At 66.6% G+C, this 25,918-nt stretch carries 21 protein-coding genes and 1 pseudogene; 11 read left to right on the top strand and 11 right to left on the bottom strand.

What is annotated here, in order from left to right:
• Nucleotides 1-43 precede the first annotated feature (43 nt).
• Both MUK71_RS16270 and MUK71_RS04975 read right to left on the bottom strand, forming a co-directional pair.
• Complete coding sequence (locus MUK71_RS16270) at nucleotides 44-1,939, bottom strand: TIGR01906 family membrane protein (protein WP_341482037.1); 1,896 nt, start codon at nucleotides 1,937-1,939, stop codon at nucleotides 44-46.
• Nucleotides 1,940-2,034: 95 nt separating this feature from the next.
• Entirely contained in the window at nucleotides 2,035-3,027 is a 993-nt protein-coding gene (locus MUK71_RS04975) for a stage II sporulation protein M (RefSeq protein ID WP_227928899.1), read from the bottom strand.
• Between the two features lie 58 nt (nucleotides 3,028-3,085).
• Here MUK71_RS04975 and MUK71_RS04970 point away from each other — a divergent pair, with 58 nt between their 5' ends.
• A complete protein-coding gene (locus MUK71_RS04970; protein ID WP_227928898.1) occupies nucleotides 3,086-3,886 on the top strand; it encodes an RDD family protein in 801 nt (266 codons plus the stop codon).
• Nucleotides 3,887-3,926: 40 nt separating this feature from the next.
• On the opposite strand, the gene ahcY is transcribed toward MUK71_RS04970, so the two are convergent.
• The 3 genes from ahcY to MUK71_RS04955 all read right to left on the bottom strand — a co-directional run bounded on the left by ahcY (nucleotide 3,927) and on the right by MUK71_RS04955 (nucleotide 6,122).
• Nucleotides 3,927-5,411, bottom strand: a complete 1,485-nt coding sequence (gene ahcY / locus MUK71_RS04965; protein ID WP_227928897.1) for an adenosylhomocysteinase — start codon at nucleotides 5,409-5,411, stop codon at nucleotides 3,927-3,929.
• A gap of 10 nt (nucleotides 5,412-5,421) precedes the next feature.
• On the bottom strand, nucleotides 5,422-5,628 hold the full coding sequence (locus MUK71_RS04960; protein WP_227904235.1) for a Trm112 family protein: 207 nt from the start codon (nucleotides 5,626-5,628) through the stop codon (nucleotides 5,422-5,424).
• 104 nt (nucleotides 5,629-5,732) lie between these two features.
• The gene (locus tag MUK71_RS04955) at nucleotides 5,733-6,122 is read right to left on the bottom strand and encodes a DUF3499 domain-containing protein (RefSeq protein ID WP_227904234.1); all 390 of its coding nucleotides are present in this window, start codon (nucleotides 6,120-6,122) and stop codon (nucleotides 5,733-5,735) included.
• Nucleotides 6,123-6,252: 130 nt separating this feature from the next.
• On the opposite strand from MUK71_RS04955, the gene MUK71_RS04950 reads away from it, so the two are divergent.
• Entirely contained in the window at nucleotides 6,253-6,765 is a 513-nt protein-coding gene (locus tag MUK71_RS04950) for a metallopeptidase family protein (RefSeq protein ID WP_227928896.1), read from the top strand.
• Between the two features lie 7 nt (nucleotides 6,766-6,772).
• Here the strand turns inward: MUK71_RS04950 and MUK71_RS04945 are convergent, their stop codons facing one another.
• The 3 genes from MUK71_RS04945 to MUK71_RS04935 are packed head-to-tail and all read right to left on the bottom strand — an operon-like array spanning nucleotide 6,773 to nucleotide 13,016.
• Nucleotides 6,773-8,857, bottom strand: coding sequence for a DUF5719 family protein (locus MUK71_RS04945; RefSeq protein WP_227928895.1), 2,085 nt, complete (start codon nucleotides 8,855-8,857; stop codon nucleotides 6,773-6,775).
• Nucleotides 8,854-12,447: a glycosyltransferase gene (locus MUK71_RS04940; RefSeq protein WP_227929044.1), complete on the bottom strand. Its 3,594-nt coding sequence runs from the start codon at nucleotides 12,445-12,447 to the stop codon at nucleotides 8,854-8,856. Before MUK71_RS04940 ends, MUK71_RS04945 begins: the two co-directional genes overlap by 4 nt.
• Before the next feature lie 26 nt (nucleotides 12,448-12,473).
• Nucleotides 12,474-13,016, bottom strand: coding sequence for a WhiB family transcriptional regulator (locus MUK71_RS04935; RefSeq protein WP_231709980.1), 543 nt, complete (start codon nucleotides 13,014-13,016; stop codon nucleotides 12,474-12,476).
• A 365-nt stretch (nucleotides 13,017-13,381) separates the two neighbouring features.
• Between MUK71_RS04935 and MUK71_RS04930 the strand changes: the two genes are divergently transcribed.
• A complete protein-coding gene (locus MUK71_RS04930; RefSeq protein WP_227904231.1) occupies nucleotides 13,382-14,104 on the top strand; it encodes a TIGR03089 family protein in 723 nt (240 codons plus the stop codon).
• Between the two features lie 211 nt (nucleotides 14,105-14,315).
• On the opposite strand, the pseudogene MUK71_RS04925 reads toward MUK71_RS04930, so the two are convergent.
• Nucleotides 14,316-14,801, bottom strand: a pseudogene (locus tag MUK71_RS04925) (GtrA family protein); the annotation flags it as partial.
• A gap of 229 nt (nucleotides 14,802-15,030) precedes the next feature.
• Here MUK71_RS04925 and MUK71_RS04920 point away from each other — a divergent pair.
• From MUK71_RS04920 to manA, 4 genes are read left to right on the top strand one after another with little or no spacing between them, the layout of a single operon-like run.
• Complete coding sequence (locus MUK71_RS04920) at nucleotides 15,031-16,149, top strand: 5-(carboxyamino)imidazole ribonucleotide synthase (RefSeq protein WP_231710003.1); 1,119 nt, start codon at nucleotides 15,031-15,033, stop codon at nucleotides 16,147-16,149.
• Between the two features lie 3 nt (nucleotides 16,150-16,152).
• Nucleotides 16,153-16,683, top strand: coding sequence for a 5-(carboxyamino)imidazole ribonucleotide mutase (gene purE, locus MUK71_RS04915; protein WP_227904229.1), 531 nt, complete (start codon nucleotides 16,153-16,155; stop codon nucleotides 16,681-16,683).
• A gap of 9 nt (nucleotides 16,684-16,692) precedes the next feature.
• Nucleotides 16,693-18,357 carry an LCP family protein gene (locus MUK71_RS04910; protein WP_227928893.1) on the top strand — a complete coding sequence of 555 codons (1,665 nt, stop codon included), beginning with the start codon at nucleotides 16,693-16,695 and terminating at the stop codon, nucleotides 18,355-18,357.
• 48 nt (nucleotides 18,358-18,405) lie between these two features.
• Nucleotides 18,406-19,719 carry a mannose-6-phosphate isomerase, class I gene (gene manA / locus MUK71_RS04905; protein ID WP_227928892.1) on the top strand — a complete coding sequence of 438 codons (1,314 nt, stop codon included), beginning with the start codon at nucleotides 18,406-18,408 and terminating at the stop codon, nucleotides 19,717-19,719.
• A 78-nt stretch (nucleotides 19,720-19,797) separates the two neighbouring features.
• Here manA and MUK71_RS04900 read toward each other — a convergent pair whose 3' ends face one another.
• Nucleotides 19,798-20,826 (bottom strand): lipid II:glycine glycyltransferase FemX, encoded by a 1,029-nt coding sequence (locus tag MUK71_RS04900; protein WP_227928891.1) that lies wholly within the window; start codon nucleotides 20,824-20,826, stop codon nucleotides 19,798-19,800.
• 98 nt (nucleotides 20,827-20,924) lie between these two features.
• Between MUK71_RS04900 and MUK71_RS04895 the strand changes: the two genes are divergently transcribed.
• Entirely contained in the window at nucleotides 20,925-21,776 is an 852-nt protein-coding gene (locus MUK71_RS04895; RefSeq protein WP_227904225.1) for a TspO-related membrane protein, read from the top strand.
• A gap of 58 nt (nucleotides 21,777-21,834) precedes the next feature.
• Here MUK71_RS04895 and glpX read toward each other — a convergent pair whose 3' ends face one another.
• Entirely contained in the window at nucleotides 21,835-22,875 is a 1,041-nt protein-coding gene (gene glpX / locus MUK71_RS04890) for a class II fructose-bisphosphatase (protein ID WP_227904224.1), read from the bottom strand.
• Nucleotides 22,876-23,039: 164 nt separating this feature from the next.
• On the opposite strand from glpX, the gene MUK71_RS04885 reads away from it, so the two are divergent.
• From MUK71_RS04885 to MUK71_RS04875, 3 genes are read left to right on the top strand one after another with little or no spacing between them, the layout of a single operon-like run.
• Entirely contained in the window at nucleotides 23,040-23,648 is a 609-nt protein-coding gene (locus tag MUK71_RS04885; RefSeq protein WP_227904223.1) for a DUF4245 domain-containing protein, read from the top strand.
• A gap of 52 nt (nucleotides 23,649-23,700) precedes the next feature.
• A complete protein-coding gene (locus tag MUK71_RS04880; RefSeq protein ID WP_227904222.1) occupies nucleotides 23,701-24,363 on the top strand; it encodes a carbonic anhydrase in 663 nt (220 codons plus the stop codon).
• A gap of 53 nt (nucleotides 24,364-24,416) precedes the next feature.
• Nucleotides 24,417-25,838, top strand: coding sequence for a class II fumarate hydratase (locus MUK71_RS04875; RefSeq protein WP_227928890.1), 1,422 nt, complete (start codon nucleotides 24,417-24,419; stop codon nucleotides 25,836-25,838).
• Nucleotides 25,839-25,918 lie beyond the last annotated feature (80 nt).

Raw genomic sequence — 25,918 nt, 5'->3', positions numbered from 1 at the left:
CAGGCGGTACGGGGGTTTTCTGTGTGGACTGCGGGTCCGGCTGCTAGAGGGCGTCCAGCGAGTCGGTGTACCGGCGGCGTGCGGCTTCCCGTGCCGCCCGGGCCCGGTTGCGGCGTGCCTTGGTCGGCCAGCAGCAGGCCAGGACAACCGCACAGGTGACGAGCACCAGGGCCGCGATCACAATGCCGGCGTCCATCCAGAACTGCGCCGGGAAGAGCCGGATAAGTGTGTCGTCCAGCCTGAAGGTCCAGTTTCCGTTGGCGAAGAACACCGTGTGCAACTGGGTGAAGAACTGCTCCCAGCCCAGGATGGCGAGGGTCAGGAGGACGAGGACCAGCACCAGAGTGACGGCGGCACCGGAGAAGAGAGCCCTGCGGATGCCGCCGGGGCTGCGCCGTGCGAGGTAGAACGCTGCACAGATGCTCAGGACGGCCATCACCGCCGCCGCCACAAAGGCTGCCGTAAGCACCGTCTTGACGTCAGCCATGTGGCTGACCTCGCTCTCGAGGTACAGCGGTTCCCCGCCGTCACCCACCAGGTCCCCCAGATAGCGGGGACCGGTCCAGTTCAGGAGATAATCCACGGCATAGGAGCCGTAGGTCATCCGGTCATCGGTGGTGAACCCGTAGCTGTCGGCGGGGAACCCGGGCCGGTGGTACTCCGCCCAGAGGAACAGCGGCGTTGCCACGGCACGAATGGCGGCCGCCAGCAGCATCACCGGGAAAAACACGGCAATCATCACCTGGAGCACCCGGGCGAGAACGGGTTTCCCGGCAGCGGCCTTTTCCCGTTCCCGGGCCCGCCGTTCGGCTTCCGCCGGAGACAGGGAGTCCTCGTTGGCACGGGAATCCGCTGAATCCGCGCCGTCTTCTGCCGAGTCTTTGTCAGCGGATTGTGTCTGCGCGGCTTGTGCCTGCGCGGCTTGTGCCCCCGCGGATCTTGCTCCTGCGGCACTGGCCCCTGCGGCGCCTGATCTCGTGGCGCTGACGTCCACAGTTTTGAAGGCGGCCGTACGGGTATCCGCGCCGGAGGCGGGGACCTCGGAACCGGGCAGATCGGATCCGGGCGTGTTTGGACCGGGGGCTTTTGAACCGTGGACATTTGAACCGGGGACATTTGAACCGTGGACATCCGTGACGGCGGCATCGGCGGCGGAAACATCCGCAGCGGAGCCCGCAGATGTGGAGGGCACAGATGCAGCTGAGGCGGAAGCACCCGGAACGGCGGTTGCACCCGCAGTTGCTCCGGCGGCAGCGGCACCGTGGCCGGCACTGCGCTCCCCTGGTGTGCGCAGGCTTCGTTCCCCGGATTCGGCATCGGACCCGGAAGCAGTTGCCGCGGTTCCGGCGTTCGGTTCGCCTGTATCCGTTCGGCTGTCATCGGACCGGGAGGCGTAACGGCTCAGATCCGGAAGCGTGCTTGCCCGGCGCATTGGCAGGTGGCTGCGCTGGGCGACCGCGGGGTGTCCTCCCGGGACAGTCATATCCGTTGCAGCAGCTCCGGTTATAGGCGTCTCGGCTGCGCCGGCACCATTGGACTCCCGCGTACCCGCGTTGTTTCCGTCGGCGGAGACAGCCTCAGCGGGCTCGGCTACGTCAGTGTGGGATGCGGCAGGTTCAGAGGAGGCAGTCTCGGCTGCGGCAGGCTTTGGGGCGGCAGGTTCATCTGCGGCAGGTTCACCTGCGGTATCGCGGCGGCCACCCGTGACCTCAGTGTTCGCTGCGTCCGGCGTGTCACCGCCGGAAAGGCCGTTGAATTCGGCATCCCAGGCGTCATGTTCGTTGGTACCGTGCAAGGCTTCGCGGGCAGAGGATCCGTTGGCTGAAACAGCGCCGGTCTCCGTTTCGGGCGTCACCGGGCCGTCGCTGGGAGGCTCGCCTCCCGCCGTCGGTCGATGCGTGGGGGTTTCGTCCTGGCTGGCCACTGCTTCCTCTTTCACTTCCCTGAAACTATTCGACGCTCGTGGTCGACGCTGGTCTACCTCGACCCTACCGGGCCGGTGCGTGTCGGCGCGCGCGCCACCCCGCCCGCAGGCTAGGCGGTCAGGACGGAGGCACCGGCGTCGCGCGCTGAAAGGTCGCCCCGATAGCCGGCGCGGTAGGCACGGCCACCGAGCACCAGGGTGTAGACCCAGTACGCCGCGAACACCAGGAAACCGATGGTCAGGCGCAGCCAGGCCGGGAGCGGGCTAGGGGTGATGAACCCTTCCACCAGGCCGGAAATAAAGAGGACCACAATCAGCCCCAGGGCAACAGTCATCAGGGAGCGGCCTTCCTGGGCCAGCGCATTCATTCTCGAACGGCGGCCGGGGGCCAGTAACGTCCAGAAAATCTGAAGCCCGGCCGCGGAGGCAATGAAAATGGCGGTCAGCTCCATAAAGCCGTGCGGAAGGATGTAGATAAAGAAGACGTCGAGTCTGTCGTGCGCAGCCATCATTCCGCCGCTTAGGCCCACGTTGACGGCGTTCTGGTAGAGGATCCACGGGACCCAGACCCCGGTAATGCCAAAAGCCACCGCCTGCACGGCAATCCAGGCATTGTTGGTCCACACCATCCCGGCAAAGGACGCCGCCGGGTTCTCGGAGTAGTAGTTGACGAAGTCCTCTTCCACATACCGGCGCATCTCAGCATCGGAACCCACGGCGGCCAGCACACCGGGGGTATTCACGGTCCAGAAACCGGTCAGCCAGGCAACGGCAATAAACGCTGCCCCGATGGCGACGGTGAGCCAGCGGATCCGGTAGAACGCAGACGGCAGGGAGAACACAAAGAAAAATGCCATGTCCTCGAGGAAGTTGGACCGGCTGCCCGTCAACCGGGTGCGGGCCCGGGAAAGCCGCATGGACAGCGCCGCGGACAGGGTGCCTTCCGGAGCCACCGAACGCACGATGGAAAGGTGCGTGGAGGCACGCTGGTAGAGCCGCAGCAGCTCGTCCGCCTCGGGTCCGCTGAGGCGGCGCCGGGCAACGAGAACGTCAAGCCGCTTCCAATCCGGGCTGTGCACGGCAGCAAAGGCATCGAGGTCCACGGTTACACCCTAGCGGGTCGGTACAGTGGTCCTGACCCATGGTTCGAGGAGGACGTATATGAGCACCATTGTTACCGGTGAGGCGGTGGTCCTTGAACTGCGTCCGGCGGGATTCGCTGCCCGTATGCTCAGCGCCATTATCGACGTCGTGGCGCAGGTAACCGTGTTCATCGGGCTGATGCTGCTGGTCGGGAACGCAGTGGCCGAGTCGGATCCCGCCCTCGCCCGCACGCTCTCCCTGGCACTGGTGGTACTGATGTTCGTGGCGGTACCCGCCGGTGTGGAGACCCTGACGCGCGGCAAGTCCCTGGGCCGGCTGGCCATGGGCCTTCGGATTGTGCGCGACGACGGCGGCTCAGTGCGGTTTCGGCATGCCTTTATCCGCGCCATCACTGCGGTGCTGGAAATCTATCTCCTGGCCGGTTCCCTGGCCTTCACCGTGGCTCTCTTTAATAACAGGTCCAAGCGGCTCGGGGACATTCTCGCCGGGACCTACGCATTGCGGGACCGGGTAGTGGCTCCCCTGCCGCCGCTGGTCCACACGCCCCCGGAACTTGAGCCGTGGGCGGACCTTGCGGATATGGGCCGGCTGCCGGACGGCCTGTCGCGCCGGATTTCGCGTTTCCTGGCCCAGAGCGGCCGTATGGCAGCACCGGCCCGGACTGCGCTGGCCACCGAACTGGCTGCAGAAACCAGCGCCTTCATCTCTCCGCAGCCTCCGGCCGGCACCCATCCCGAGGCCTACCTTCGGGCGGTGATGGCCGAGCGGCGGGACAGGGACTACGTGCGGCTGGACCGCCAGCGTGAGCAGACCGAGGCGCTGGCGGCGCGGCTGCACCGCATGCCGTTCAGCGACTAGCCGCGGCCGGCACCCGGCCGCGGCTCCACCGCAACAGCCGCTAGTAGCGGTAGTGCTCCGGCTTGAACGGGCCGGCAACATCCACGCCCAGGTAATCGGCCTGGCTTTTTGTCAGCTCGGTCAGCTCGACGCCGAGCGCGCCCAGGTGCAGGCGTGCCACCTTCTCGTCCAGCACCTTCGGCAGCACGTACACCTGGTTTGCGTACTCCGGGGTGCCGTCCGGACGGCTGGTCCCATGCTTGGTGAACAGCTCTATCTGGGCGATCGTCTGGTTGGCAAAGGAGTTGCTCATAACAAACGAGGGGTGGCCGGTGGCGTTGCCCAGATTCAGGAGGCGCCCTTCGGAGAGCACAATAATGCTGCGCTGCTTGTCGGTGCCTTCGTCAAAGACCCATTCGTGGACCTGCGGCTTGATTTCGACCTTGCGTACCCCGGGAACCCGTGCCAGACCGGCCATGTCGATTTCGTTGTCGAAGTGGCCAACATTGCCCACAATGGCCTGGTGCTTCATGGCAGCCATATGCTCGGCCATGATGATGTCCTTGTTGCCGGTGGTCGTAATGAAGATGTCACCCTGACCGAGAACCGACTCCAGCCGGGCCACCTGGTATCCGTCCATCGCGGCCTGCAGGGCACAGATCGGATCAATCTCGGTGACGATAACCCGTGCGCCCTGCCCGCGCAGCGCCTCGGCGGCGCCCTTGCCGACGTCGCCGTATCCGCAGACCACAGCCACCTTTCCACCAATCAGGGTGTCGGTGGCACGGTTCAGGCCGTCCGGCAGCGAGTGGCGAATGCCGTACTTGTTATCGAATTTGGACTTGGTGACCGAGTCGTTGACGTTAATGGCCGGGAACAGCAGCTTCCCCTCGGCGGCCAGCTGGTACAGCCGCAGCACGCCGGTGGTGGTTTCCTCCGTCACGCCGCGGATGCCCTTGGCAATTTCGGTCCATTTGCCGGGATGCTCGGCGAGGCTGCGGCGCAGGCGGTCCAGGATGACGGTGAACTCGTAGGAGTAGTCCTCGTCTCCTTCCCTTGGGCTTTCCGGCACAAACCCGGCAGCTTCGAATTCAACACCCTTGTGCAGCAGCAGGGTGGCATCGCCGCCGTCGTCGAGAATCATGTTCGGGCCGCCCGAGCCTTCGGGCCAGGTGAGAATCTGCTCAGCAGTCCACCAGTAATCCTCAAGCGACTCGTTCTTCCACGCGAAGACGGGAACGCCTGCAGGCTCCTCGGGGGTGCCGCTGCCCACCACCACTGCCGCCGCGGCTTCGTCCTGGGTGGAGAAAATGTTGCAGGAGGCCCAGCGGACCTCCGCACCAAGCGCCGTGAGGGTTTCGATCAGTACGGCCGTCTGCACGGTCATGTGCAGGGATCCCGCGATCCGTGCACCGGCGAGCGGCTGGGAGGGACCGTATTCACGCCGCAGGGCCATCAGGCCCGGCATTTCGTGCTCGGCCAGCCGGATCTGGTGCCGGCCGGCTTCGGCGAGGGACAGGTCGGCTACTTTGAAATCGATACTCATGCGCACATCCTCAGAGATCCGCGGCCGGCCCGGGGGCCTCCGCTGCGTCGAAATCGGCCTTCAGCATCACCGGGATGCCTTCTTCCAGCCGGTACCGGACCGGGTTCCCGGACGCATCGGACGCGGTGGAAACCAGCTCATCACCGTCCTGGGTGAGCGGGGAACCGGTGACGGGGCAACGCAGGACTTCGAGGAGTCCGGCTGTCATAGTGGCCATGGAAACAGCACTTCCTTGAGAGATCAGGTGCCGCAGCGGGCGGCTCGTCACTGCCAAGCCTAACCCTTTGCTCCCTGCGTTTCGGAGGAAGGATGTACCGGGGCTTAGTGCTGTTCGCGCAGGACGCGAAGATGCGCCCGGCGGGTTCCCGGGGTTTCGGCCGGCGGCTCCAGCGCATGCTTGCCGCTGCGCTTGGGCTCGTCGTCGTCCTCATCCGGGGTGTTTGCGGCTTGTTCCCGCACCGCGTCCACAAGAGCGGAGAGTTCGTCCCGGCTGGGGAGCCGGGGCTGGCCTTCCAGGTTAAGCCGGACCAGTTCCCATCCCAGCGGGGCGGTAAGCCGTCCGGAATGACCGGCGCACAAATCGTAACAATGCGGTTCCGCATAGGTGGCGAGGGGGCCGAGAACTGCGGTGGAGTCGGCGTAAACGTACGTCAGGGTAGCCACTGCCGGCTGGCGGCAGGCTGAACGCGAGCACTGACGTAAGGATTCCACGGACGACCACTTTACCCGCTCCTCCGCCGGTGCCCGCGCAGGCGCGCCGGTCCGCAGCCGCGGGAAAAAGGCTCCCCGGACCCGAGGGAAACGGGTCCCCGCACCGGCTGGCAGCGGTTAGAGTTCTTACATGTCCATGGGATCTTCGTTCCGGGTGCGCCTGGAAGACGGGCCGGACTCCGCGGCGCCCGGCTCCGCCGATGCTCCCGCCCGGTCCTTCCGGGAGCGCCGCCGAAACCGGCACGGCCGGGGCCTGCGCGGAGACCTGATTCCCCCGCACCTGGCCGGCGCCCGCACACGCGCTGAACGCTTTGATGAATGGGTGCTCGAATCAGCGCAGCGCCTTGAACGCCTGTGGGGCGAACAGATTCAGAGCTACCAGTTTCTGGTGGAGGAGATTCCGCCCGATCTCGAGGAACTGGCACGCTCAGGCGGACCCATTCCCCTCGGCGCCGGAACACCGGCCGGACCGAACCGTCCCCCGGTTATCACCATCTACCGGCATGCCGTGGAAACCGCAGCGCACGGGCTGGTTCCCGTCAGCGAGCTGCTCCACGACGTCATCGTGGAGCAGCTCGCCGGACTGATGGGTATGGACCCGGAAACCATTGATCCGGCGTACGGCAGGTACCGTCCGCTCTAGCGCCGCGCTAGTAGCCCACGCCCACCTGGACGCGACTCCCGCCCACGTTGCCCCGCGGGAGGGTCAGCGCGCTGATCCCGGTCTCGCCGCCGGTGACGCTTTGCGCACCGAAGACCGGCGCGCCGGTGGCATGGATGAGAACTGCCGCAACGGAGCCGCCCAGATCTCCGGGCCGGACTTCAGTGACGGAACCGGCACCCAGTTTCACCGTTTTTTCCGCCAGCAGGTCCCCGGACGCCGTGACTCCGGTCAGCTGCACTTCGGCTGCACCGTCCGGTGCGGTGAAGGACAGCACGGAATCCGCCGAAGGCAGCACTGCCAGGTGCTCGCTGCCAAGCCGTTCACCGGCGGCGGCAACTCCTACGTCAGTACCCTTTTCCGGATCGGATCCACGGCTGAAGACGGCTGCGGCTGCCACACCTGCGTCAGCGGAGATATCCAGCGTGTACGTACCTTCCGGCAATGAATCCAGCGGAAGCCGGCTCACGGTTCCGGCCGCTACGTTATAGCTTCCGCCACCCTCGAGCTGCACTTCCCCCGCCGGACCAAACACCCGCAGGTTCACTACGGCATCGCTCGCGCCGGGTACGGCCACCTGCAGGGACGGGAGCACCGAGGCGTAGCCGTCTTCCTTGGCGAGTTTGCGGGTGGTTTCCGGATTCTGGATCCGGACCCCGCTGATCACCTGCGCGGGCTGCGGAGCAGTGGTCGGCTGGATGAGTTCCACACCCCCGGGAGTCAAACCCCGCAGGATGTTCTGCGAAATCACGGCAGCCACCGGTCCGCCGGAGCTGCGCACGTGCACCGCCAGGGACTCCTGGTTGGCGGCCAGGCCGGCCAGCACCACATTCCTGGTCTGCCCCGGTCCCACCGATATGCCCCGGCTGCCGGGCCCTTCCACGGGGCCGGCAGTACCGTAAAGCTCCAAATCAACGTCGGCAGCCGTCTGCGAGGGGTTGGTCAGCTGCAGGACCGCCGTGGCACCAACAGCCGTCCGGGCCCCTACCAGCCACAGGTCATTGGCAGGCGCCTGGCAGTTGGCCGCGGCAAGTCCGGTGAGGTCACCGTCCGCCGCGGTATACGTCATGCCCGCACCTGCGGTTGCCTGCAACGCTCCCGACGGTTCGGCGCTGAGCAGGGTTGCGGCGGAAAGCGCGCGGTCGCGGACGACGGCGCCGGGCCGGGTGCCTGCCAGCGGCGGCGTATCCGACGTCCCGGCGGACAGTTCGGCCAGCGAGGCACCGTTAGCAACCTTGGCCAAACCGGCAGCGGGCAGCTGCGTCCCGGCCGCTGCGAGCACAGCCGCGTTGACAACGCTGCGGGCAGACGTGGACTCAGCACTGAATTCGGCATCGGTACCCGCAACGTTGCCCGAAAGCAGGCGCAGCGGTTCAGGACAGACACCGGTCAGTGGTCCGGCGGGGACCTCAGCGAACGGCACTTCAACGCTTTGGGCTGACGCGCCGATACCGGTAACCCCGGCGCCTGCCACCACTGCGCCGGTGCAGGCGAGCAGGAGGATGCCGGCGGCCCATCTTCCGGTGCTGCGCCGTGCTGAGCCGCGTTTCCGTTCCCGGGACCCTGCGGCCCCGGACGCAGATGCGGGACCGGCAGCCGGCGCGGGACCGGAGGCCGGCACCGGCCCTTCCGCCCGGTCCGCCTTGCCGGCTGCTGCTATCGGCGGGTCTGCCGGTTTGTCCTGCGTCTTTTCCGGTCCGTCAGCTGCGGCGGAACTGCCCGCGGCAGCGGAATTCTCCGGCGAGGCAGGCTCACCGGACGGTGCAGGCTCACCGGATGGTGCAGGCTCACTGGCCGAAGCACGACCCTCGGTAGATGCAGGCTCACCGGCCGACTCGGAGTCACCGGTTGGTGCGGTATTTCCGGTCGCTGCCGACTCACCGGCCGCAGCAGGCACCCCGGTTGACGCAGTGTCGCCGGGAGCATCGGTCGGAACAGACTCCCCGGCTGATGCGGTGTCACCGGCCGGTGCGGTGTCTTCGGCCGAAGCAGTATCTGCCGCGGTGCGGTCGGCGGCGTCCTTCTCCCGCTGCCGGGCCGCCCGGCGGCCGCCTCCGAAACTCTCGGTACTCATGGCTTGCTTCCTTCCGAGGCACGCTGTTCCGGGTGGGTGGCGGCTCCGGAGTGGACCGGCGCCCGGTTGGTGGACTCCGGGGTGGACGCCACCGTCTGTTCGGACGAAGCCGGCGTCGTGCTGCCGGAAGCGGAAACCACCGCCATATGGCTGGCGGGCGGCTGCGGCAGTGCGCCCGCAGAAGCACCGCCCGTTTCCGGCGGCCCTTCCCGGCGCTGCGGCGCGTCGCGCCTGCCCGGCAGCCGCACGGTGCGGCCGGCGGCCGGCGTGGGCAGTGCCAGCAGCACCGTCAGGCCAATCACCAGCAGCTGCAGTGCTTCCACCCAGGGTTCCCACGGACTGGAGTAGGCCACTTCCAGCTCGCCGCCGTCGGCCGGCAGTTCGAAGGCCTGGGCCCACTCACTGTCCACGGCCGTCAGCTGCCTGCCGTCAAGGCTCGCATGCCAACCGGCGTCTGCGCGTTCGGCGAGCACCAGCTGCCGTCCCTCCCCGCCGGCAGGAATGGACGCCCGGACGCCCTCGGTACCGGACGGGACCGCTGCAGCCGTGCTGCCGTCTGCGTTGAGGATGCGTACCCGTGAGCCCACGCCGGACTGCGTTTCGGTACCCGCGTCATTCAATGGTTCGGTAACCCGCCAGAGCCAACCAGATTCGGTCTGGCCAACGGCAGCGAGGCCGGGAACGGAGTCCATGCGGCCCGCCAGCAGCTCCGCCGCCGTATCCGATTCCTGCAACACCACAAAGGCAACGCCAAGGCGGGCCAGGTCCGGACGCGGGTCCACCCCGGTACCGGCGGTAATCACCGCCACCGCCCGCCGCAGGTCAGCCGTGGCGGGGTCGTCTTCGGCCGGTACCCCCGGCATGCCCTCCAGGGTGCGGGCAGCATAAATGGTGGAGAGCTGTTCCAGAGTTGTGCCACCGCCGCGCATCAGGGCCGCAGTGACATTACCCTGTTCATCCGCCCGCAGGACCAGGCTGCGTGACTGCGCTTCACCATTGCCTGCGTCCGCAGCGGTAGCCGGCAGGCTGCGCGCCGGAGCACCGTCAATGTCGGTGGTGAATCCGGGGAGGATACCGGCTGCGCCGGCTTCAGCTTCGGTGGCGTTCCCGGTAAACCCGCTGCCGGTGAACTGTGGAACAGCCCACAGGGCCAGGCTCGCGGCGGGGCCGGCCGCCAGCACCGTACCCAGCACCAGGGCCAGGGCCCGGCGCGGACGGCGTACAGCCGGAGCAGTTGCGCCCTCCGGAGCGCGCTCCCGGGAGACGGACCGGGCAGGACCGCCCAGCAGGTCCCCCGCCGCCGCCAGAGCGGCGCAGAGCAACAGCAGCACCGCGGCGGAGACCAGTGGCCCGGTAAAGGGTGTAACTACGGCCTCGGGAGCCGCAGCGGTGCCCACATACGAGGCAGCCAGGTTCAGGAGGAGCGCCAGCAGAACCAGCAGCCAGGTCAGCCGCCCCAACGGAGCAGTGGCTGAGCGGAAGAGGGACACGACCGCCAGCAACACCACCGGGGCGCCTATAACCAGCGCCAGCAGGAGGTGCCAGGGACCCTGGGGAAGCAGTCCGCCGAGGGTTCCCTCGACGTCGAAGGCCACCGGATAGCCCAGCAGCTGCTGCCACGGTTCGGCGCGGTCGAACGCGAGCGGAAGCCCTGGATCCGCAAGGAGGCTGCGGAGATTCGGCGCTGCCGAAAGAACCTGCGGCAGGAGCATGGCAATCGGTGGCAGCAAGGCCCACCAGAGCGTTCGCGCCCTGCCCCGCAGGGCGAGCGTCAGCAGGAAGACAGCAAAAACCGCAAGGGCAAACGTCAAAGGTGCGGCAGCGGTGAGCACAGCCAGGAGCAGGCCGGCAACGGCCGCGGCTGTCCAGGACGGGGCACCGGCCGGCCGGGTTTTCCCGCTTGCCTGTCCCAGTATCGCGGCTCCGGCCGGTCCGGCGGCAGTCTCCGGGTTGCTTCCCAACCGGGCAGCGGAGCCGGCGCCCACGGCCCGGGCAACGGACAGCACCGTCAGGGGCAGCAGGATATGCACCAGGATGGCGCCCAGTCTGCCTTCGCCCAGGGCAATCTGGAAGGCGGGGACTGCAGCCCAGAACATGGCCGCCCAGAAACGGAGTCCGCGGTGCGCGGTGAACGCTCCGGCGGTAAACCATGCGCTCAGCCCTGCCAGCGGCAGGGCAAGCATCACAAGTACCAGCACGGCGGCGCTGCCGTTGCCGAAGCCGGCCAGGGCAAGCAGGGCCAGAACGTAGGTGAACGGATCGGCATGGGCGGGATATCCGGACCCGATCTGCGCCCACCAGCCGGTTGCTGCGGTCCAGACCGTGCCAACACCCTGGCCAAGGGGCGCGAGGGCTCCCCCGGCAAGGGCCGAGGCGCCCAGGAAACGGTGCAGGGCGGCGAGCGAGGCACCGGTCAGGAGCAAGGCAGCCGTCAGCGCGCCGATGCCAACCCAGCTGCGGCCGGGGCCTTCAAGAGCGGCAAAGTCATCATTGGCGTCACCGCTGGGAACATACTCCTGGCCACCGGTTGACGCGGTTTCCGGCGCCAGCGCAGCGGCCCGGGCTTCGGTCAGGGACCGCCGGTGCTCACGGACCTCGCGGGGACCGCTTCGGAGGGCATTTACCGCGTTGCGCGGACGACGCCGGGTTGCCGCGGCCTGTTTGCGTGAACGGTACAAGTCCACGGGCCTGAAGACGGCGGCGGTGCTGGTCAGCAGCGCCGCCGCGGCATAACCGGGGTCCTTGGCCAGCATCCCGAGGAAGAAACGTCCGATCCCGCCCAGGACGGCGCCAACCATCAGGAAGGGAACCTGCCAGAGCGGGGCGTGCTTGAGCCGCAGGAAAATTTCCGCCCGGCGGGCAGTCGAGGCGGCGCCTGCTGGGTTGGGACGGTTACCGGCATGGCGGACGCGGGCGGCGGGGACCACCACAACGCGGTTTCCGGCCAGCCGGTTCCGCCAGCACAGGTCAATGTCGTCGCCGCTGCCAGGCAGGGCAGGATCGAATCCGCCCAGCTGGTCCCAAACATCACGGCGGATCAGCATCCCGGCCGAATTCACGGCAAAGGTGTCACTGCGGAAGTCATACTGGCCCTGGTCCAGCTCATCCGCGTCAACCATGGTCAGCCGCTCGGCCCACCGGTTGACCGTGATGCCCACGTCCACGAGCCGGCGTTCGTTATCCCACTCCACCTGCTTGGTGCCGGCAATAGTGACGGACGGCGCCCGCTCCACTGCCAGGAGAAGCTCGTCGAGCGCGCCGGGATCCGGGGCGGAATCGTCATGCAGCAGCCAGATCCACTCGTGCTCCGGATCGGGATCCGCTGCGCCTTCAGTGTTCGCGCCGGCGCCGGCGGCACGGCGGTGTTCAGGGAGCTCCGCCAGGCCGGCCTTCACTGCCGCACCGAAACCGCTGCGGGCCGGTGCGGCAATGACCGGGCTTCCTACCGGCAGGCCGAGCTGGAGCACGGAGGCGCTGGCGTCGGTTGATCCGGCGTCGACGCCGATAAAGAAGTCCGGCTGCCGCGTTTGTGCGGTGAGGGCGGACAGTGTTTCAGGAAGATATTGGGCGCCATTGTGGGCTACGACAATGGCGCAGACATGGACTTGCGAAAGAATTAGACTGCCTGCTTCCGAAGCCGGCGGCGTTCACGCTCGGACAGTCCGCCCCAGATGCCGAACCGCTCATCGTTGGCGAGTGCGTATTCCAGGCACTGCGAGCGCACATTGCAGGCTGCGCAGACCTTCTTGGCATCCCGCGTGGAACCGCCCTTTTCGGGGAAAAAGGCTTCAGGGTCCGTCTGCGCACACAGTGCATCGGCCTGCCACCCGAGTTCGCCTTCATCGGCGTAGTCCTGGCCCAGACCGGGCAACCCGATCCACACCGGGCGGTCTTCGGCGGGAGGACCGGAAAAGAGGGAGACCGGCGGATCCAGTACCGGTTCGGTTTCCTCGGGAACGTCCGCCAGTGCCTCATGGGCGGCCAGGAAAGCCGTGGCCTGGTCATCCAGCGATCCCGCCGCCTCGCGGCGGTACCTCTCTGCGGCTCCCGGGTCCGCAGGATCCACGTACCAGTCAACTGGTACGCCTCTGGAACCGTAGCTCGCCGACGCCTGTTCGGCTATGACGCTGCTGTCCCGGTTGTGTTCTGCTTGCCCCATGGAGTCCTCCCGGTGTTATTGCCCCAGCAGCGGCTGTGTGGCGGGACCGCAGGCATAACCCGCGGGTCCTCCCTTGTGGCTGGAGCAAATCCGATACCTAATTACACGTGTGTAATACGGCTCCGTCAAGCTGTTCAGGCATCCTATAGAGTTCAATCGGCAGATGCGGGGAACGCCACGCCCGGGATTTTCTTCATTTTCCCGGCGCGTCGGACTTTACACCCGGCACGCCGGCAGCCGGAACTTTTTCGGCTGCCCCGGACTTTTCCCGGGCGGCTACGTGCAACGGCCTTCGCTGAAGCCCGGCAGCCCGCAGTACGGCACTTCGAGAGCAGTACGGCACTTAGAGAAAGAGGCTCCACCGAATGACGACGTCCGCAGTAAGCACCCTCCTGTCCAACCTGCGCACCCGGCAGGCCACCTCCCCTGCGCTGATCTGGTACGGCGACGCCGGGGAGCGGATCGAGCTGTCGGGGAAAGTCCTGGACAACTGGGTTGCCAAAACCTCGAATTTCCTGATGGATGAACTGGATGCCGAGCCCGGCATGCGCGTCCGGTTGGATCTGCCCGTGCATTGGAAGACCCTGGTGTGGGTGCTGGCAGTCTGGCAGACCGGCGGCACCGCGGTGCTGGGTGATGGCGGCACGGCGGCAGAAGTGACGGTGACCGATTCACCTGAACCCGATGCGCAGGGCACGGTGGTCGCAGTGGCTCCGGGGGCACTGGACCTCTCGTTCCCGGGGGACCTGCCTGCCGGCGTGGTGGATTATGCCGCCGAGATCCGGTCCTACGCGGACACCTACGTATCAGAAGGAGCACCGGAGGCGGCCGGGGCGGCCCTGGAGGTGCACGCGGCAACGGCGTCGGCGGAACTCAGCGGAACCGTAACCTATGCTGCACTGCCCGTGAAGGCGGAGGATGGATCGGCCGAGGTCCTGCTGGCAGCCTCAGCTGACTTGCCCCTGGTCCTGGCCGAAGCGCTGCGGATCTGGGCGGCGGGCGGCTCCGTGGTGCTTACCCCGGCCGGCACGGAGCCCGGCGAACGGCTGCTCGCTTCCGAGCGGGTGACTAGGCGTTTGGAGGCCTGACAGGGTTCCCGGTTCGGGTGTTTTCCGGAGCCGGGGACTCGGCAGAGGCGTTGTTGAGGGCACCGGTGTTCAGCGCACCCGTGTTGACCACTCCGGCGTCGACGGTGCCGCGGTGGCCCGTGCCGGCTTCGGACCCCGGCGCCGGGCCGTCTTCGGTGCGGGGAACGCCGACGGCGCGGGCGCCGCGTGCCGGGCGCTGGGCTGCCGGCTCTTCCAGGAGCTCGTAGTCCTGCTCGAACCCGGGTTCCTGGTCCAGTTCGGCGTTGAAGACCCAGAACCGGTAGGCGAAGAAGCGCAGCACGGTGGCCACGCAAATGCCGAGTACACCGGCCAGGAACAGCAGGTTCTTGTCCTGGATTCCCATCGGGTACCGGGCCACCCAGGTAAAGCCGGTGGAAATCAGGATGCCCACACCGTTGATGAGGACAAACAGCCCCAGTTCGCGGGCAACTTTGTTCTGGTTCCGGCGGCGCCGGAAGGTCCAGTAACGGTTGGCAACCCAGGAGAACAGGGTGGCGGTCACCGCACCGACGAAACGGGCCTTGACCTCGCTGCCGGACATCGGCCCGTGCATCAGGAAAAGGGTCAGGCCGTTATCGATGACGAAGGCCATCGCACCTACGGTTCCGAACTTGGCAACTTCCCGCCAAAACAGGGAAACAAGGCCCCGAAGACGGGATTGCAGCGATGTAAACATGACCCTCCGAGGCCGATCGGTGACAGCGGCCGGTAGAGACGGCGACTGCCCATAGCCGTCGCGCGGACGCACGGCGGTCAAGAGGCGATCTTACCGCTCCTTGGTGGGTGTTTGCTTGGTAAGGCCAAGGACAGCGGCGTAGCAGAGCGGGATCTGCAGGCCTTTTCGGTACCCTTAAGGCGTGGATTTTCCAATTATCGGTGTGATAGGCGGCGGCCAGCTCGCCCGGATGATGGCCCCGGTGGCCACAGAACTCGGATTCGAGCTGCGTGTGCTCGCCGAGGCTCCCGACGTGTCGGCCGTTGCCGCAGTGGCGAATGCCACAGTCGGCGACTACCGCGATCTGGCAGTTCTTGCCGACTTCGCCGCCGGCGTGGACGTGCTCACCTTCGACCATGAGCATGTGCCCGGAGAACACCTGCACGCCCTCGTGGAGAAGGGGATCAATGTGCAGCCCGGTCCGAACGCGCTCCTGCATGCCCAGGACAAACTCGTGATGCGTTCGGCCGTGGACCGGCTCGGCCTGCCCAATCCCCGCTGGGCGGAAGTGTCCGACGTCCGGGCCCTCACCGCGTTCGGTGACACCACAGGCTGGCCCGTGGTCCTGAAAACCCCCCGCGGCGGGTATGACGGCAAGGGCGTCCGGATTGTGGAGGATGCAGCCGCGGCCCTGGACTGCACCGACTGGTTCGGCAACGGCCCGCTGCTGGTTGAAGAAAAGGTCCCGTTCAGCCGGGAGCTGTCCGCGCTGGTTGCCCGCACCCCCGGCGGCAGCAGCAGGGCCTGGCCCGTAGTGCACTCGATCCAGGTGGACGGCGTCTGCGACGAAGTGATCGCTCCCGCCCAGGACCTGGACCCGGAGATAGCGGCCGCGGCGGCAGCAGCAGCCCTGCGCCTGGCCGAAGAGCTGGAAGTTACCGGCGTCATGGCCGTGGAGCTCTTCGAAACACCCGGCCGTGGCTGCGGGTTCCTGATCAATGAACTGGCCATGCGCCCGCACAACTCCGGTCACTGGACCATGGACGGCTCGGTGACGGGCCAGTTCGAGCAGCATCTGCGGGCGGTCCTGAACCTGCCTCTGGGTGACACAGCTCTGACAAGCGGTGCGGCCGTGATGAAGAATTTCCTCGGCGGGGAGAACAGCGACCTGTTTTCCGCCTATCCCCTCGCGCTGGCGGCGGAACCCGCCGTCAAGGTACACACTTACGGCAAATCAGTGCGTCCGGGACGTAAGATCGGCCACGTTAATGTCATCGGCAGCACCGACGAGCTTCCCGCTCTTCGGCGCAGTGCCGGCCGGGCAGCGGCCATTATCCGTGACGGCCGCGACCCCATGAAGGAGAACTGAAGCATGCCCCACCGTGCAACCACGCCGCTGGTCGGCCTAGTGATGGGGTCCGATTCCGACTGGCCCGTGATGGACGCAGCGGCGGCGGCACTGGCTGAGTTCGACATTCCCTACGAAGCAGACGTGGTGTCCGCGCACCGTATGCCCGAGGACATGCTTGATTACGGACGGAACGCGCACCGGCGCGGGCTGCGTGTCCTTATTGCCGGGGCCGGCGGCGCAGCGCACCTGCCGGGCATGCTGGCCTCGGTAACGCCTCTTCCGGTGATCGGCGTACCCGTGCCGCTGAAGTACCTGGACGGCATGGATTCCCTGCTTTCGATTGTCCAGATGCCGGCGGGGGTTCCCGTGGCAACCGTCTCGATCGGCGGGGCACGCAATGCCGGCCTGCTGGCAGTCCGGATGCTCGCCGCGGGAACCGACCCGCTGGCCGCACGGCTGCAGGAACAGCTCATCGATTTTGCCGGTGCCCTTCGCCAGACCGCCATGGCCAAAGGTGCCGCACTGCGGGCGTCACTGACCGGCACGGACTAGGCGCCGGCAGTGAACGAGCATTCTGCGGCACCCGGTGCGGGCACCTACACCGACCCTGTCCGTTACCCCCAGTCCGCACCCCCCGCCGTACGCACCAAGCGGGCCTTCATCCTTTTGCTCCTGACCCTGGTGCTTCCCGGTGCCGCGCAGGTGGTGGCCGGTAACCGGAGGCTCGGCCGGCGTGCCCTCCGGGTGACCTTCACTGTCTGGGCGCTGGTCATCGCGGCGGTCATTGTCGCCCTGGTCAACCGGGCACTGGTCATCGACGTCCTCACCCACGGCTGGGCGTCCTTCCTGATCATGATGGTCCTGGCCCTCCTGGCGGTGGGCTGGGCACTGCTGTTCCTCAACACGCTGCGCATCATCCGCCCTCCCCTGCTGCAGCGTGGTGCACGCCCCATGGTTGCCGCAGCCCTCGTAGCCCTGATGGTCCTGACCAGCGGCAGCCTCGCCTACGGCGCATACCTGCTCAACGTCAGCCGACAGACCTTCGGATCGATTTTCGCCTCCGGTCCGTCCCTTGATCCCGTTGACGGACGCTACAACTTCCTGCTCATGGGCGGGGACGCCGGCGAGGACCGCACCGGACTCCGGCCGGACAGTATCTCCATGATCAGCGTTGATGCCAAAACCGGCCAGCCTGTCACCTTCAGCATTCCCCGCAACTTCCAGAACGCCCTGTTCCCGACCGACTCCCCGCTGCACGAAATTTACCCGGACGGGTACAACTGCGGCGACGAATGCATCATCAACAGCCTGTACCAGACCGTGACCGAGAACTACGCGGATCTCTACCCGGGCTCCGCCGACCCGGGTGCAGAAGCCATGATGGACGCCGTCAGCGGCATCCTGGGACTTGATGTCCAGGGCTACGTCATCGTGGACATGGATGGTTTCTCCACGCTCATTGATGCAATGGGCGGCATCACCATCAACGCCGGAGGCTGGGTACCCATCACCGCCGGGGAAATCCCGGGCACCAACCGGCACTACCCGCCGGACGGCTGGATCCCGCCGGGCACGCAGACCATGGACGGCTACCACGCACTCTGGTACGCCCGTTCACGCGAATTCGTCACCGATTACCACCGCATCTCGCGGCAGCAGTGCGTCCAGCAGGCCATGGTGGCGCAGATGGACCCTGCCACGCTGCTGACCCGGTTCCAGGCCATTGCCTCGGCGGGCGAGCAGATCGTCAGGACCGACCTCCCGCAGGACCAGCTCGGCAGCTTCGTTGACCTGGCGCTCAAGGCGAAGAACCGGACCATGGAGCGGATGACCATCGGTCCCCCGGACTTCGGAAGCGCGGCGGACAATTTTGTTACGTATCCGGACTTCAACCTGATCCACGCCCGGGTCCAGGAAAAGCTGGCCGCCTCCAATCAGCCTGCCGTACCCGCCGAAGAACCGGCTCCTCCCGCCGGGGAGGCCGCACCGCAGGAGGCCGCACCGCAGGAAGCCGCACCGCAGGACGGCTCCGATGCGGGGATTGACTCCGGCGCGGACACCGGGGGAACAGACGGCGAGGCCGCTGACGGCACAGCCATTGTGGAACCCCCGCAGGCCGAAGAGCCGGCGATCACCGTCGAATACCTCCAGTACCTGGCGGAAATCCAGGACGACGCAACCCTGGGTGCACTCCTGAACAACAACGGCGAGTGCAGCCCGGGGTAACCCGCACCCTGCGAGCATCCCATTCCAACCAGCAGCCGAAAGAGACCCATGTACCTGCTCCGGAATACCATTCGACCCTACGCATGGGGATCCACCACCGCGATGGCCGGGCTTTTCGGCCGGGAGCCGTCCGGTGAGCCTGAGGCAGAGATGTGGATCGGCGCCCACTCCGGCGCACCGTCCGTTCTGGTACCTGCCGCCGAGGGCGCGCAAACCCTTGATGAGCTGATCTCTGCGGATCCCGGCCCCACGCTGGGCCCGGACATCGCCGCACGCTTCGGCGGCGAACTGCCTTTCCTGGCCAAGATCCTGGCTGCCGGCTCCCCGTTGTCCCTGCAGGTCCATCCCACTCCGGACCAGGCCGCTGCCGGTTATGCCGCCGAGGAGGCCGCCGGCGTGGACCGTGGCGCCCGGGAACGCAACTACAAGGACCGCAACCACAAACCCGAAATGATTTTCGCTCTGACGCCCTTCGAGGCGCTGTGCGGCTTCCGGGACCCGGACGAGGCAGCGGAGCTTTTCCGCACCGTCAACCGGGCGATCGACGGTGCCGGACGTCAGGTTCCGGACCTGCTGGAATGGATCGTTGCCGAGCTATCCTCCGGCCATCCGGCCCCGGAGCGGCTGCGCTCGGTGTTCAGCACTTTGATTGCCGACGGCGACGAGGTGCACACTGCCGTGGAGCTGGCAGCGGCGGCAGCAGCGGTGACCGCCGATGACGGCGCCTACGCCCGGGAACTGGCCACCGTGGCAGAACTGCACGGCTTCCATCCCGGCGACCCCGGGGTTCTGATCTCGCTATTGCTCAACCGCGTATCGCTGGAGCCCGGCGACGCCGTGTATCTGCCTGCCGGCAATGTGCACGCCTATCTGAGCGGGCTGGGTGTGGAAGTCATGGCGTCCTCGGACAACGTGCTGCGCGGAGGGCTGACCTCCAAGCACGTAGACGTCCCCGAGCTGCTGAAAACCGTGGATTTCCATCCCGTGGGCATTCCCTCCGTTGCTGCGGAGCGCACCGGTGCCGGGCAGGAACTCTACCGCCCGCCGTTCGAGGAATTCCAGCTGCAGCGGCTGCAGCTGGCGTCCGGTCCGGACTCGGATGCGGCCCCCGTACCGGTGGCGCAGAACGGGCCCGCGGTCCTGATTGTGGTGCGCGGCAGCATGCTGCTCTCCTCCCCCGCGGGGAGCCTGGTCCTCGAGGCGGGCCAGAGCGCGTTCCTGCCGGCCGCGGATGCGCCCGTGACCGCTGCTCTCGCCACGGACTCCGCCCAGCACGACGACGGCGCGCTGGCGTTCGCCGTCACGGTGGGGTCAGTGGTCGGCCAGGACAGTGGCGAGCCGACGCTGGACGTGTCGGTCTAAGCGGACTCCCCCGCCGTCGGATGCCGTGCGGCTGTGGTTCGGTTCCCGGGGAACGGAGCCGCCGCCGCACGGCGATGGCTAGCGCCCGAGGCGCCCCTTTAGGCCTGCGAGGAGCGTGCGTGCCTTGCGCATCCCTGACTTGGCCAGCGGAAGCGCGGAGGAAAAGAGGGGATAGAGCGGTGACAACGGCTTGTCCCAGGTGCCTGCCAGCTGGTCCTCGTGCTTGGCCCACCCCATCTTGAACTTGGACACTCCGTCATTGAGCAGGCCGTTGAAGTCATAACGGGTGATGCCGCGTTCCTTCATGTCGGAAATGGCGTGCCATTTCAGGGCGTAGTTTGCCCGAAGCCGCTCCCCTTCCTCGGTCATGCCGCCGTAGAGCTCAAAGGAGGTGTAGCCGCTGGTGGACAGCCAGAGGAAGGCCACGACGTCCTCGCCCTTGAACGCGGCATAAACCGGGGAATCTTCGCCCAGGTTGTCGAAGATGTCCAGGTAGTAGGAATCTTCGTGGATCCCGAAATTCGCCCGCTGGGCGGTGAGCTTGTAGACGGCCAGGCACTTGGCAATCTCCTCGCGGGTTACCCTCCGGTAGTCCAGGTCCTCGCGTCCGGACTTGCGGATGTACTGCCGGTGCTTTTTGCTCATGTCCCCGGAGAGCTCGTCCAGGCTCCGCCGGAGGTCCAGGATCAGGGTCCGGCCAATAAGGATGGTGTTATCGCTGCTGCGGTAGCCCAGGCCCGGCAGGCCGGCGGCCAGCGGCCCTTCAGCGTCCCAGTCGGGTTCGATGGACAGCGCGACGGCGTGATGGGTGTTCTTTACGTACCCGCCCACCGCGTCCAGGACGTCCAGTTCCCGTCCCGGCAGTCCCTGCGGGCCGCGCGGGATGTAGGCCAGGGCCCGGAAAGGGAAGGGCAGGGCGCGAAGCAGCACCTGCGCGCTGCCCAGCACAGTCCCCGCTTCATCTGTGACGAGGACCCGGTCAACGCGCCAGCCATGCTGGGCTTTGGTTTTTCCCCAGCCCCACAACTGCTGGGGGTGTCCGCTGAAGCGGTTGACGGTTTCATTCCAGGAAGCGGCATCGGAGCAGGGGGTAACGCGCAGTGTCATGCCTTCCAGCCTACTTCGCCGTGCCGCAGGGCTCCGAAACGGTATCCGGCACCTTCCAGGGGACTGCGCTCTGCAGGCCGGCTTTGTTACGGTCGACTATGAGTACTGAAGCTTCCAGCCCCCGTACAGCGCGAACCGGTTACCGTGGACCGGACCTCGCCCGCCAAATCACGGTGACGGTCTGCTTCCTGGTCTGCATCGTGGGTTCCATGATCGGAGTGGGCGTGTTCGGAGGCACACCCATCGCGGAGGCAGCCGGCGGTGCCCTCAGCGCCGACGCCACCTATCTGGCCCCGGCCAGCCCCGCATTCTCCATCTGGTCCGTCATCTACACCGGCCTGGGCCTCTACACGCTCTACCAGTGGTTCCCTTCCCAGCGCAGCTCAGACCGCCAGCGTTCGCTCGGCTGGCTGGTGGCGGCGTCCCTTCTGCTCAATGCCGCGTGGATCCTCACAGTGCAGGCCGGTGCGGTAATCCTGAGCGTGGTGGTGATTGTTTTGCTGCTGGTTGTCCTGGCGGTCTGCTTCCGCCGGTATGTCACCACACGCGCCGGCCGCAGCTGGCCGGAGTGGATTGCCGTTGACGGCACGCTGGGCCTCTACCTCGGCTGGGTGTGCGTGGCCACGGCAGCCAATACCGCCTCCGCCCTTACCTCGGAAGGATTCCGGGGATTCGGGATAGCGCCCGAGATCTGGGCCTGGGGTGTCCTGGCCGTGGCGGCCGGCATTGGAGTGGCGCTGGCTGCCGCAGGCCATGGCCGCCTTGCCCCCGCGGCCTCCCTGGCCTGGGGTTTGGCCTGGATCGCCGTCTCCCGGCTTAACGGCGGGCTTGAATCGACGTCGACGGCGGTGGCCGCCATCGCTGCCGCCGCCGTTGTGGTGCTGGCGACGGTCCTGCTGCGCGTCCGGCGGGGCGCCCGGGATTCCGGGGCGCAGCAACGAACAGCCTAAAAAAACAGCAGGCGGCCGGGGAATTCCCCCGGCCGCCTGCTGTTTGAGCCCGCGTGGATTAGTTGGAGCGGGCGTAGGACTCCCATTTGTGCGCCTGGTGTTCGCCGTCCACCACGCGGATGGTGCCGGACTTGGAGCGCATCACGATGGACTGGGTGAGCACGCGGTCCTTCTTGTAGCGCACGCCGCGCAGCAGGTCACCGTCGGTGATGCCGGTGGCCGCGAAGTAGCAGTTGTCGCTGGTGACCAGGTCATTGGTGGTCATCACACGGTCAAGGTCGTGTCCGGCGTCGATCGCCTTCTGCTTCTCATCATCGGAGGTGGGCCACAGGCGGCCCTGGATGACACCGCCCAGCGTCTTGATGGCGCAGGCGGTAATGATGCCTTCGGGGGTGCCGCCGATGCCCATCAGCGCATCAACGTCGGTACCTTCGCGTGCGGCCGCAATGCCGCCGGCAACGTCGCCGTCCATCAGCATCCGGGTGCGGGCACCGGCGTCGCGGATTTCCTGCACCAGGGGCTTGTGCCGGTCGCGTTCCAGGATCATCACGTTGAGCTGGTTGATCTTCTTGCCCTTGGCCTTGGCGATCAGGTGCAGGTTCTGCTTGACCGGCAGGCGCAGGTCAACCATGTCGGCTGCCTCGGGCCCGGTGACCAGCTTTTCCATGTAGAAGACTGCAGACGGGTCGAACATGGTGCCGCGTTCGGCCACGGCAAGCACTGCCAGGGCGTTGTTGATGCCCAGGGCGGTGAGGCGGGTGCCGTCAATCGGGTCCACCGCCACGTCGCACAGGGCGCCGGTGCCGTCACCCACGTGCTCACCGTTGTACAGCATGGGGGCTTCGTCCTTCTCGCCTTCACCGATGACTACGACGCCGTTGAAGTGGACGGTGGAGATCAGGGAGCGCATGGCGTCGACGGCAGCGCCGTCGGCTGCGTTCTTGTCACCGAAACCCACCCAGTGGCCGCCGGCAATGGCCGCGGCCTCGGTGACACGGACCAGCTCGAGGGCCAGGTTCCGGTCCGGCTCGGAGTCCCCGACAGCCAATGCGGGGGAAAGAGTTGAGTACTGGGCACCTTTGGACACGTCAAACCTCATCTTCGAAATTTCGATGTAAACCGTCTGCGGACACCGGCTAAGGAGCAGAAGGCGTTTGTCCGATCATAGTCTGCGTGTTCAAAGCCACCACCCCGGGCACGGACCGGAGCACGGCGAACGGGTGCGAAGTAGGACTTCTTACCCGTATAAGCGATCATGGAGGGGTGAGTGAAACGCAACCGGATCCAAAGCAGCAGATCAACACTTCCGAACCGGAAACAGTGACTCCGGTCCTGACCGGCAAACAGGCCAAACGTGCCAACGCCACGGTCATGGGGATGCTGATCGCCACCGGGCTCACACTGGCGCTGTGCCTGGTTCCGGTGCTGATGAACCCCGCCCCCAAAATGCAGGCGCGGGACGTTGATGTGGCAGCTGTTGCCAACCAGGCCGCCGGCGATGCCGGTTACAGCCCGCTGGCTCCGGAGCTGCCCGAAGGCTGGACAGCGAACTATGCACGCTGGAACACCGGAAGCAATGACGGCGTAGCCACCTGGGAGGTGGGATATCTCACTCCCTCGACCGAGTTCATCAAACTGGTCCAGACGGACGCCGCCAACCCCACCTGGCTCTACCAGAGCACCGGCGATTCAACTGTGGCCGGTGAGCGCCCGGCCGGCGGCGTGACCTGGGAACTGCGGGACTCAAAGAACGGTGAGGCAGCCATGGTGGCCGACGTCGAAGGCCAGACCGTGGTGCTGTCCGGTTCCGCTGACCTGAGCGAGTTTGATGTCCTCGCCGAGCACGTGGTCCGGGAGCTTCGCGGCAACTGACCCCGCCGTCACTTTCCCCGCCGGCCGGGTCCGGTGGAGTAACCTCGAAAACGTGGAATCAGCAACCGGAAGAACATTTACCCCCGCACAGGCCTGGCAGAAGCTGCGTGAAGGCAACGAACGCTTCGTCGCAGGTACCGCCAACCACCCGAACCAGGACGCCCCGCGGCGAAGTTCCCTGGTCAATGAACAAAACCCTTTCGCGGTCATCTTCGGCTGTTCCGACTCCCGCCTTGCTGCTGAAATCATTTTCGATCTTGGCCTTGGCGATGCCTTTGTGGTCCGCACCGCGGGCCAGGTCATTGATGACGCCGTCCTCGGATCCCTGGAATACAGCGTGGGAACCCTGGGCGTACCGCTGATTGTGGTCCTTGGACATGACAGCTGCGGCGCCGTGACCGCAGCCAAAGCCACCGTGGAAACCGGCGAAATGCCCGGCGGCTACGTCCGCTCGCTCGTGGAACGCATCACGCCGTCCGTACTGGCGGCCCAGCGCAAGGACCTGCACGACGTCAACGACATGGTGGTGGAGCACACCAAGCAGACGTCCGAGCTGCTGGTGGAAAGCTCCCGCACCATCTCCGACGCGGTGGATGAGGGCCGGGTTGCCGTCATCGGCCTGTCCTACCGGCTGGCCGAGGGACGCGCAGACCTGGTCTCCGGTTTCGGAGCCCTGGAGCACCCTGCCGTGCAGCGCTCGGCAGCGCCCAAGTAGCAGTGCGTACCGTGGTTTCAGCTGCAGCGCCCGGGCAGATTAGGCTTGGGGGCATGACTTCTGACACCTCCGATTACCGCATCGAACACGACACCATGGGTGAGGTCCGCGTCCCGGCCTCCGCCCTCTACCGCGCCCAGACCCAGCGCGCGGTGGAGAACTTCCCCATCTCCGGCACCATGCTGGAACCCTCGCACATCGAAGCGCTGGCCCGGATCAAGAAGGCCGCTGCCACTGCAAATGCTGAACTGGGTGTGCTCGACGACGAGCGTGCCCGCGCCATCGAAAAGGCCGCCGACGCCGTCGCCGCCGGCACCCACAATGGCCAGTTCCCCATCGATGTCTTCCAGACCGGTTCCGGAACGTCCTCGAACATGAACACCAACGAGGTCCTGGCCGAACTCGCCACCCGCGCACTCAAAGAGGCCGGCAGCGAGACCACCGTGCACCCGAATGACCATGTGAACGCCTCGCAGTCCTCCAACGATGTGTTCCCGACCTCGGTGCACGTTGCTGCCACCTCGGCGCTTATCAACAACCTGATCCCGGCCCTTGAGCACCTGGCCGTGTCGCTGGAGCGCAAGGCCGAGGAATTCAAGGACGTGGTCAAGTCCGGCCGCACCCACCTGATGGACGCCACCCCGGTGACCCTCGGCCAGGAGTTCGGCGGCTACGCGGCCCAGGTCCGTTACGGCATTGAACGCGTCCAGGCTTCCCTGCCCCGCGTGGCGGAAGTACCGCTGGGCGGCACCGCCGTCGGGACCGGCATCAACACCCCCGCGGGCTTCCCGCAGCGAGTGATTGAACTGCTCGCCAAGGACACCGGCCTGCCGCTGACCGAGGCCCGCGACCACTTCGAGGCACAGGCCAACCGGGACGCGCTCGTCGAGGTCTCCGGCATGCTGCGTACCATCGCCGTTTCCTTCTCCAAGATCGCCAACGATCTGCGCTGGATGGGTTCGGGCCCCAACACGGGCCTGGGCGAAATCGCCATTCCGGACCTGCAGCCGGGTTCCTCCATCATGCCGGGCAAGGTCAATCCGGTCATTTCCGAGGCTGTCCTCCAGGTCGCAGCACAGGTTGTCGGCAACGACGCCGCCGTGGCCTGGGCCGGCACCTTCGGCTACTTTGAGCTGAACGTGGGCATTCCGGTCATTGCCGCGAACCTGCTTGAGTCCATCCGCCTGCTGGCCAACTCCTCGCGTGTGATGGCTGACAAGATGATCGACGGCATCGAAGCCAACGTTGAGCGCGCCCGTTACCTTGCCGAGGCCTCCCCCTCCATCGTGACCCCGCTGAACAAGTTCATCGGCTACGAGAACGCCGCAAAGATCGCCAAGTACTCGGTCAAGGAAGGCAAGACCATCCGCCAGGCCGTGGAAGATCTCGGCTACCTTGAGCGCGGCGAACTGACCGTTGAGCAGCTGGACAAGGCACTGGACGTCCTCTCCATGACCAAGCCGCCGCAGGCCTAGTTCCCTCCCGGAGGCATCCGGGAAGCAGCTTTCCCAAGTTGTTTCCCGGATGCCTTTTTTTGCGCCCGAAGATTATTTGC

The sequence above is a fragment of the Arthrobacter zhangbolii genome (assembly GCF_022869865.1).
GTDB lineage: Bacteria > Actinomycetota > Actinomycetes > Actinomycetales > Micrococcaceae > Arthrobacter_B > Arthrobacter_B zhangbolii.
Note: the sequence above shows the minus strand (reverse complement) of the source record. Positions and strands in the feature narration are given on the sequence as shown.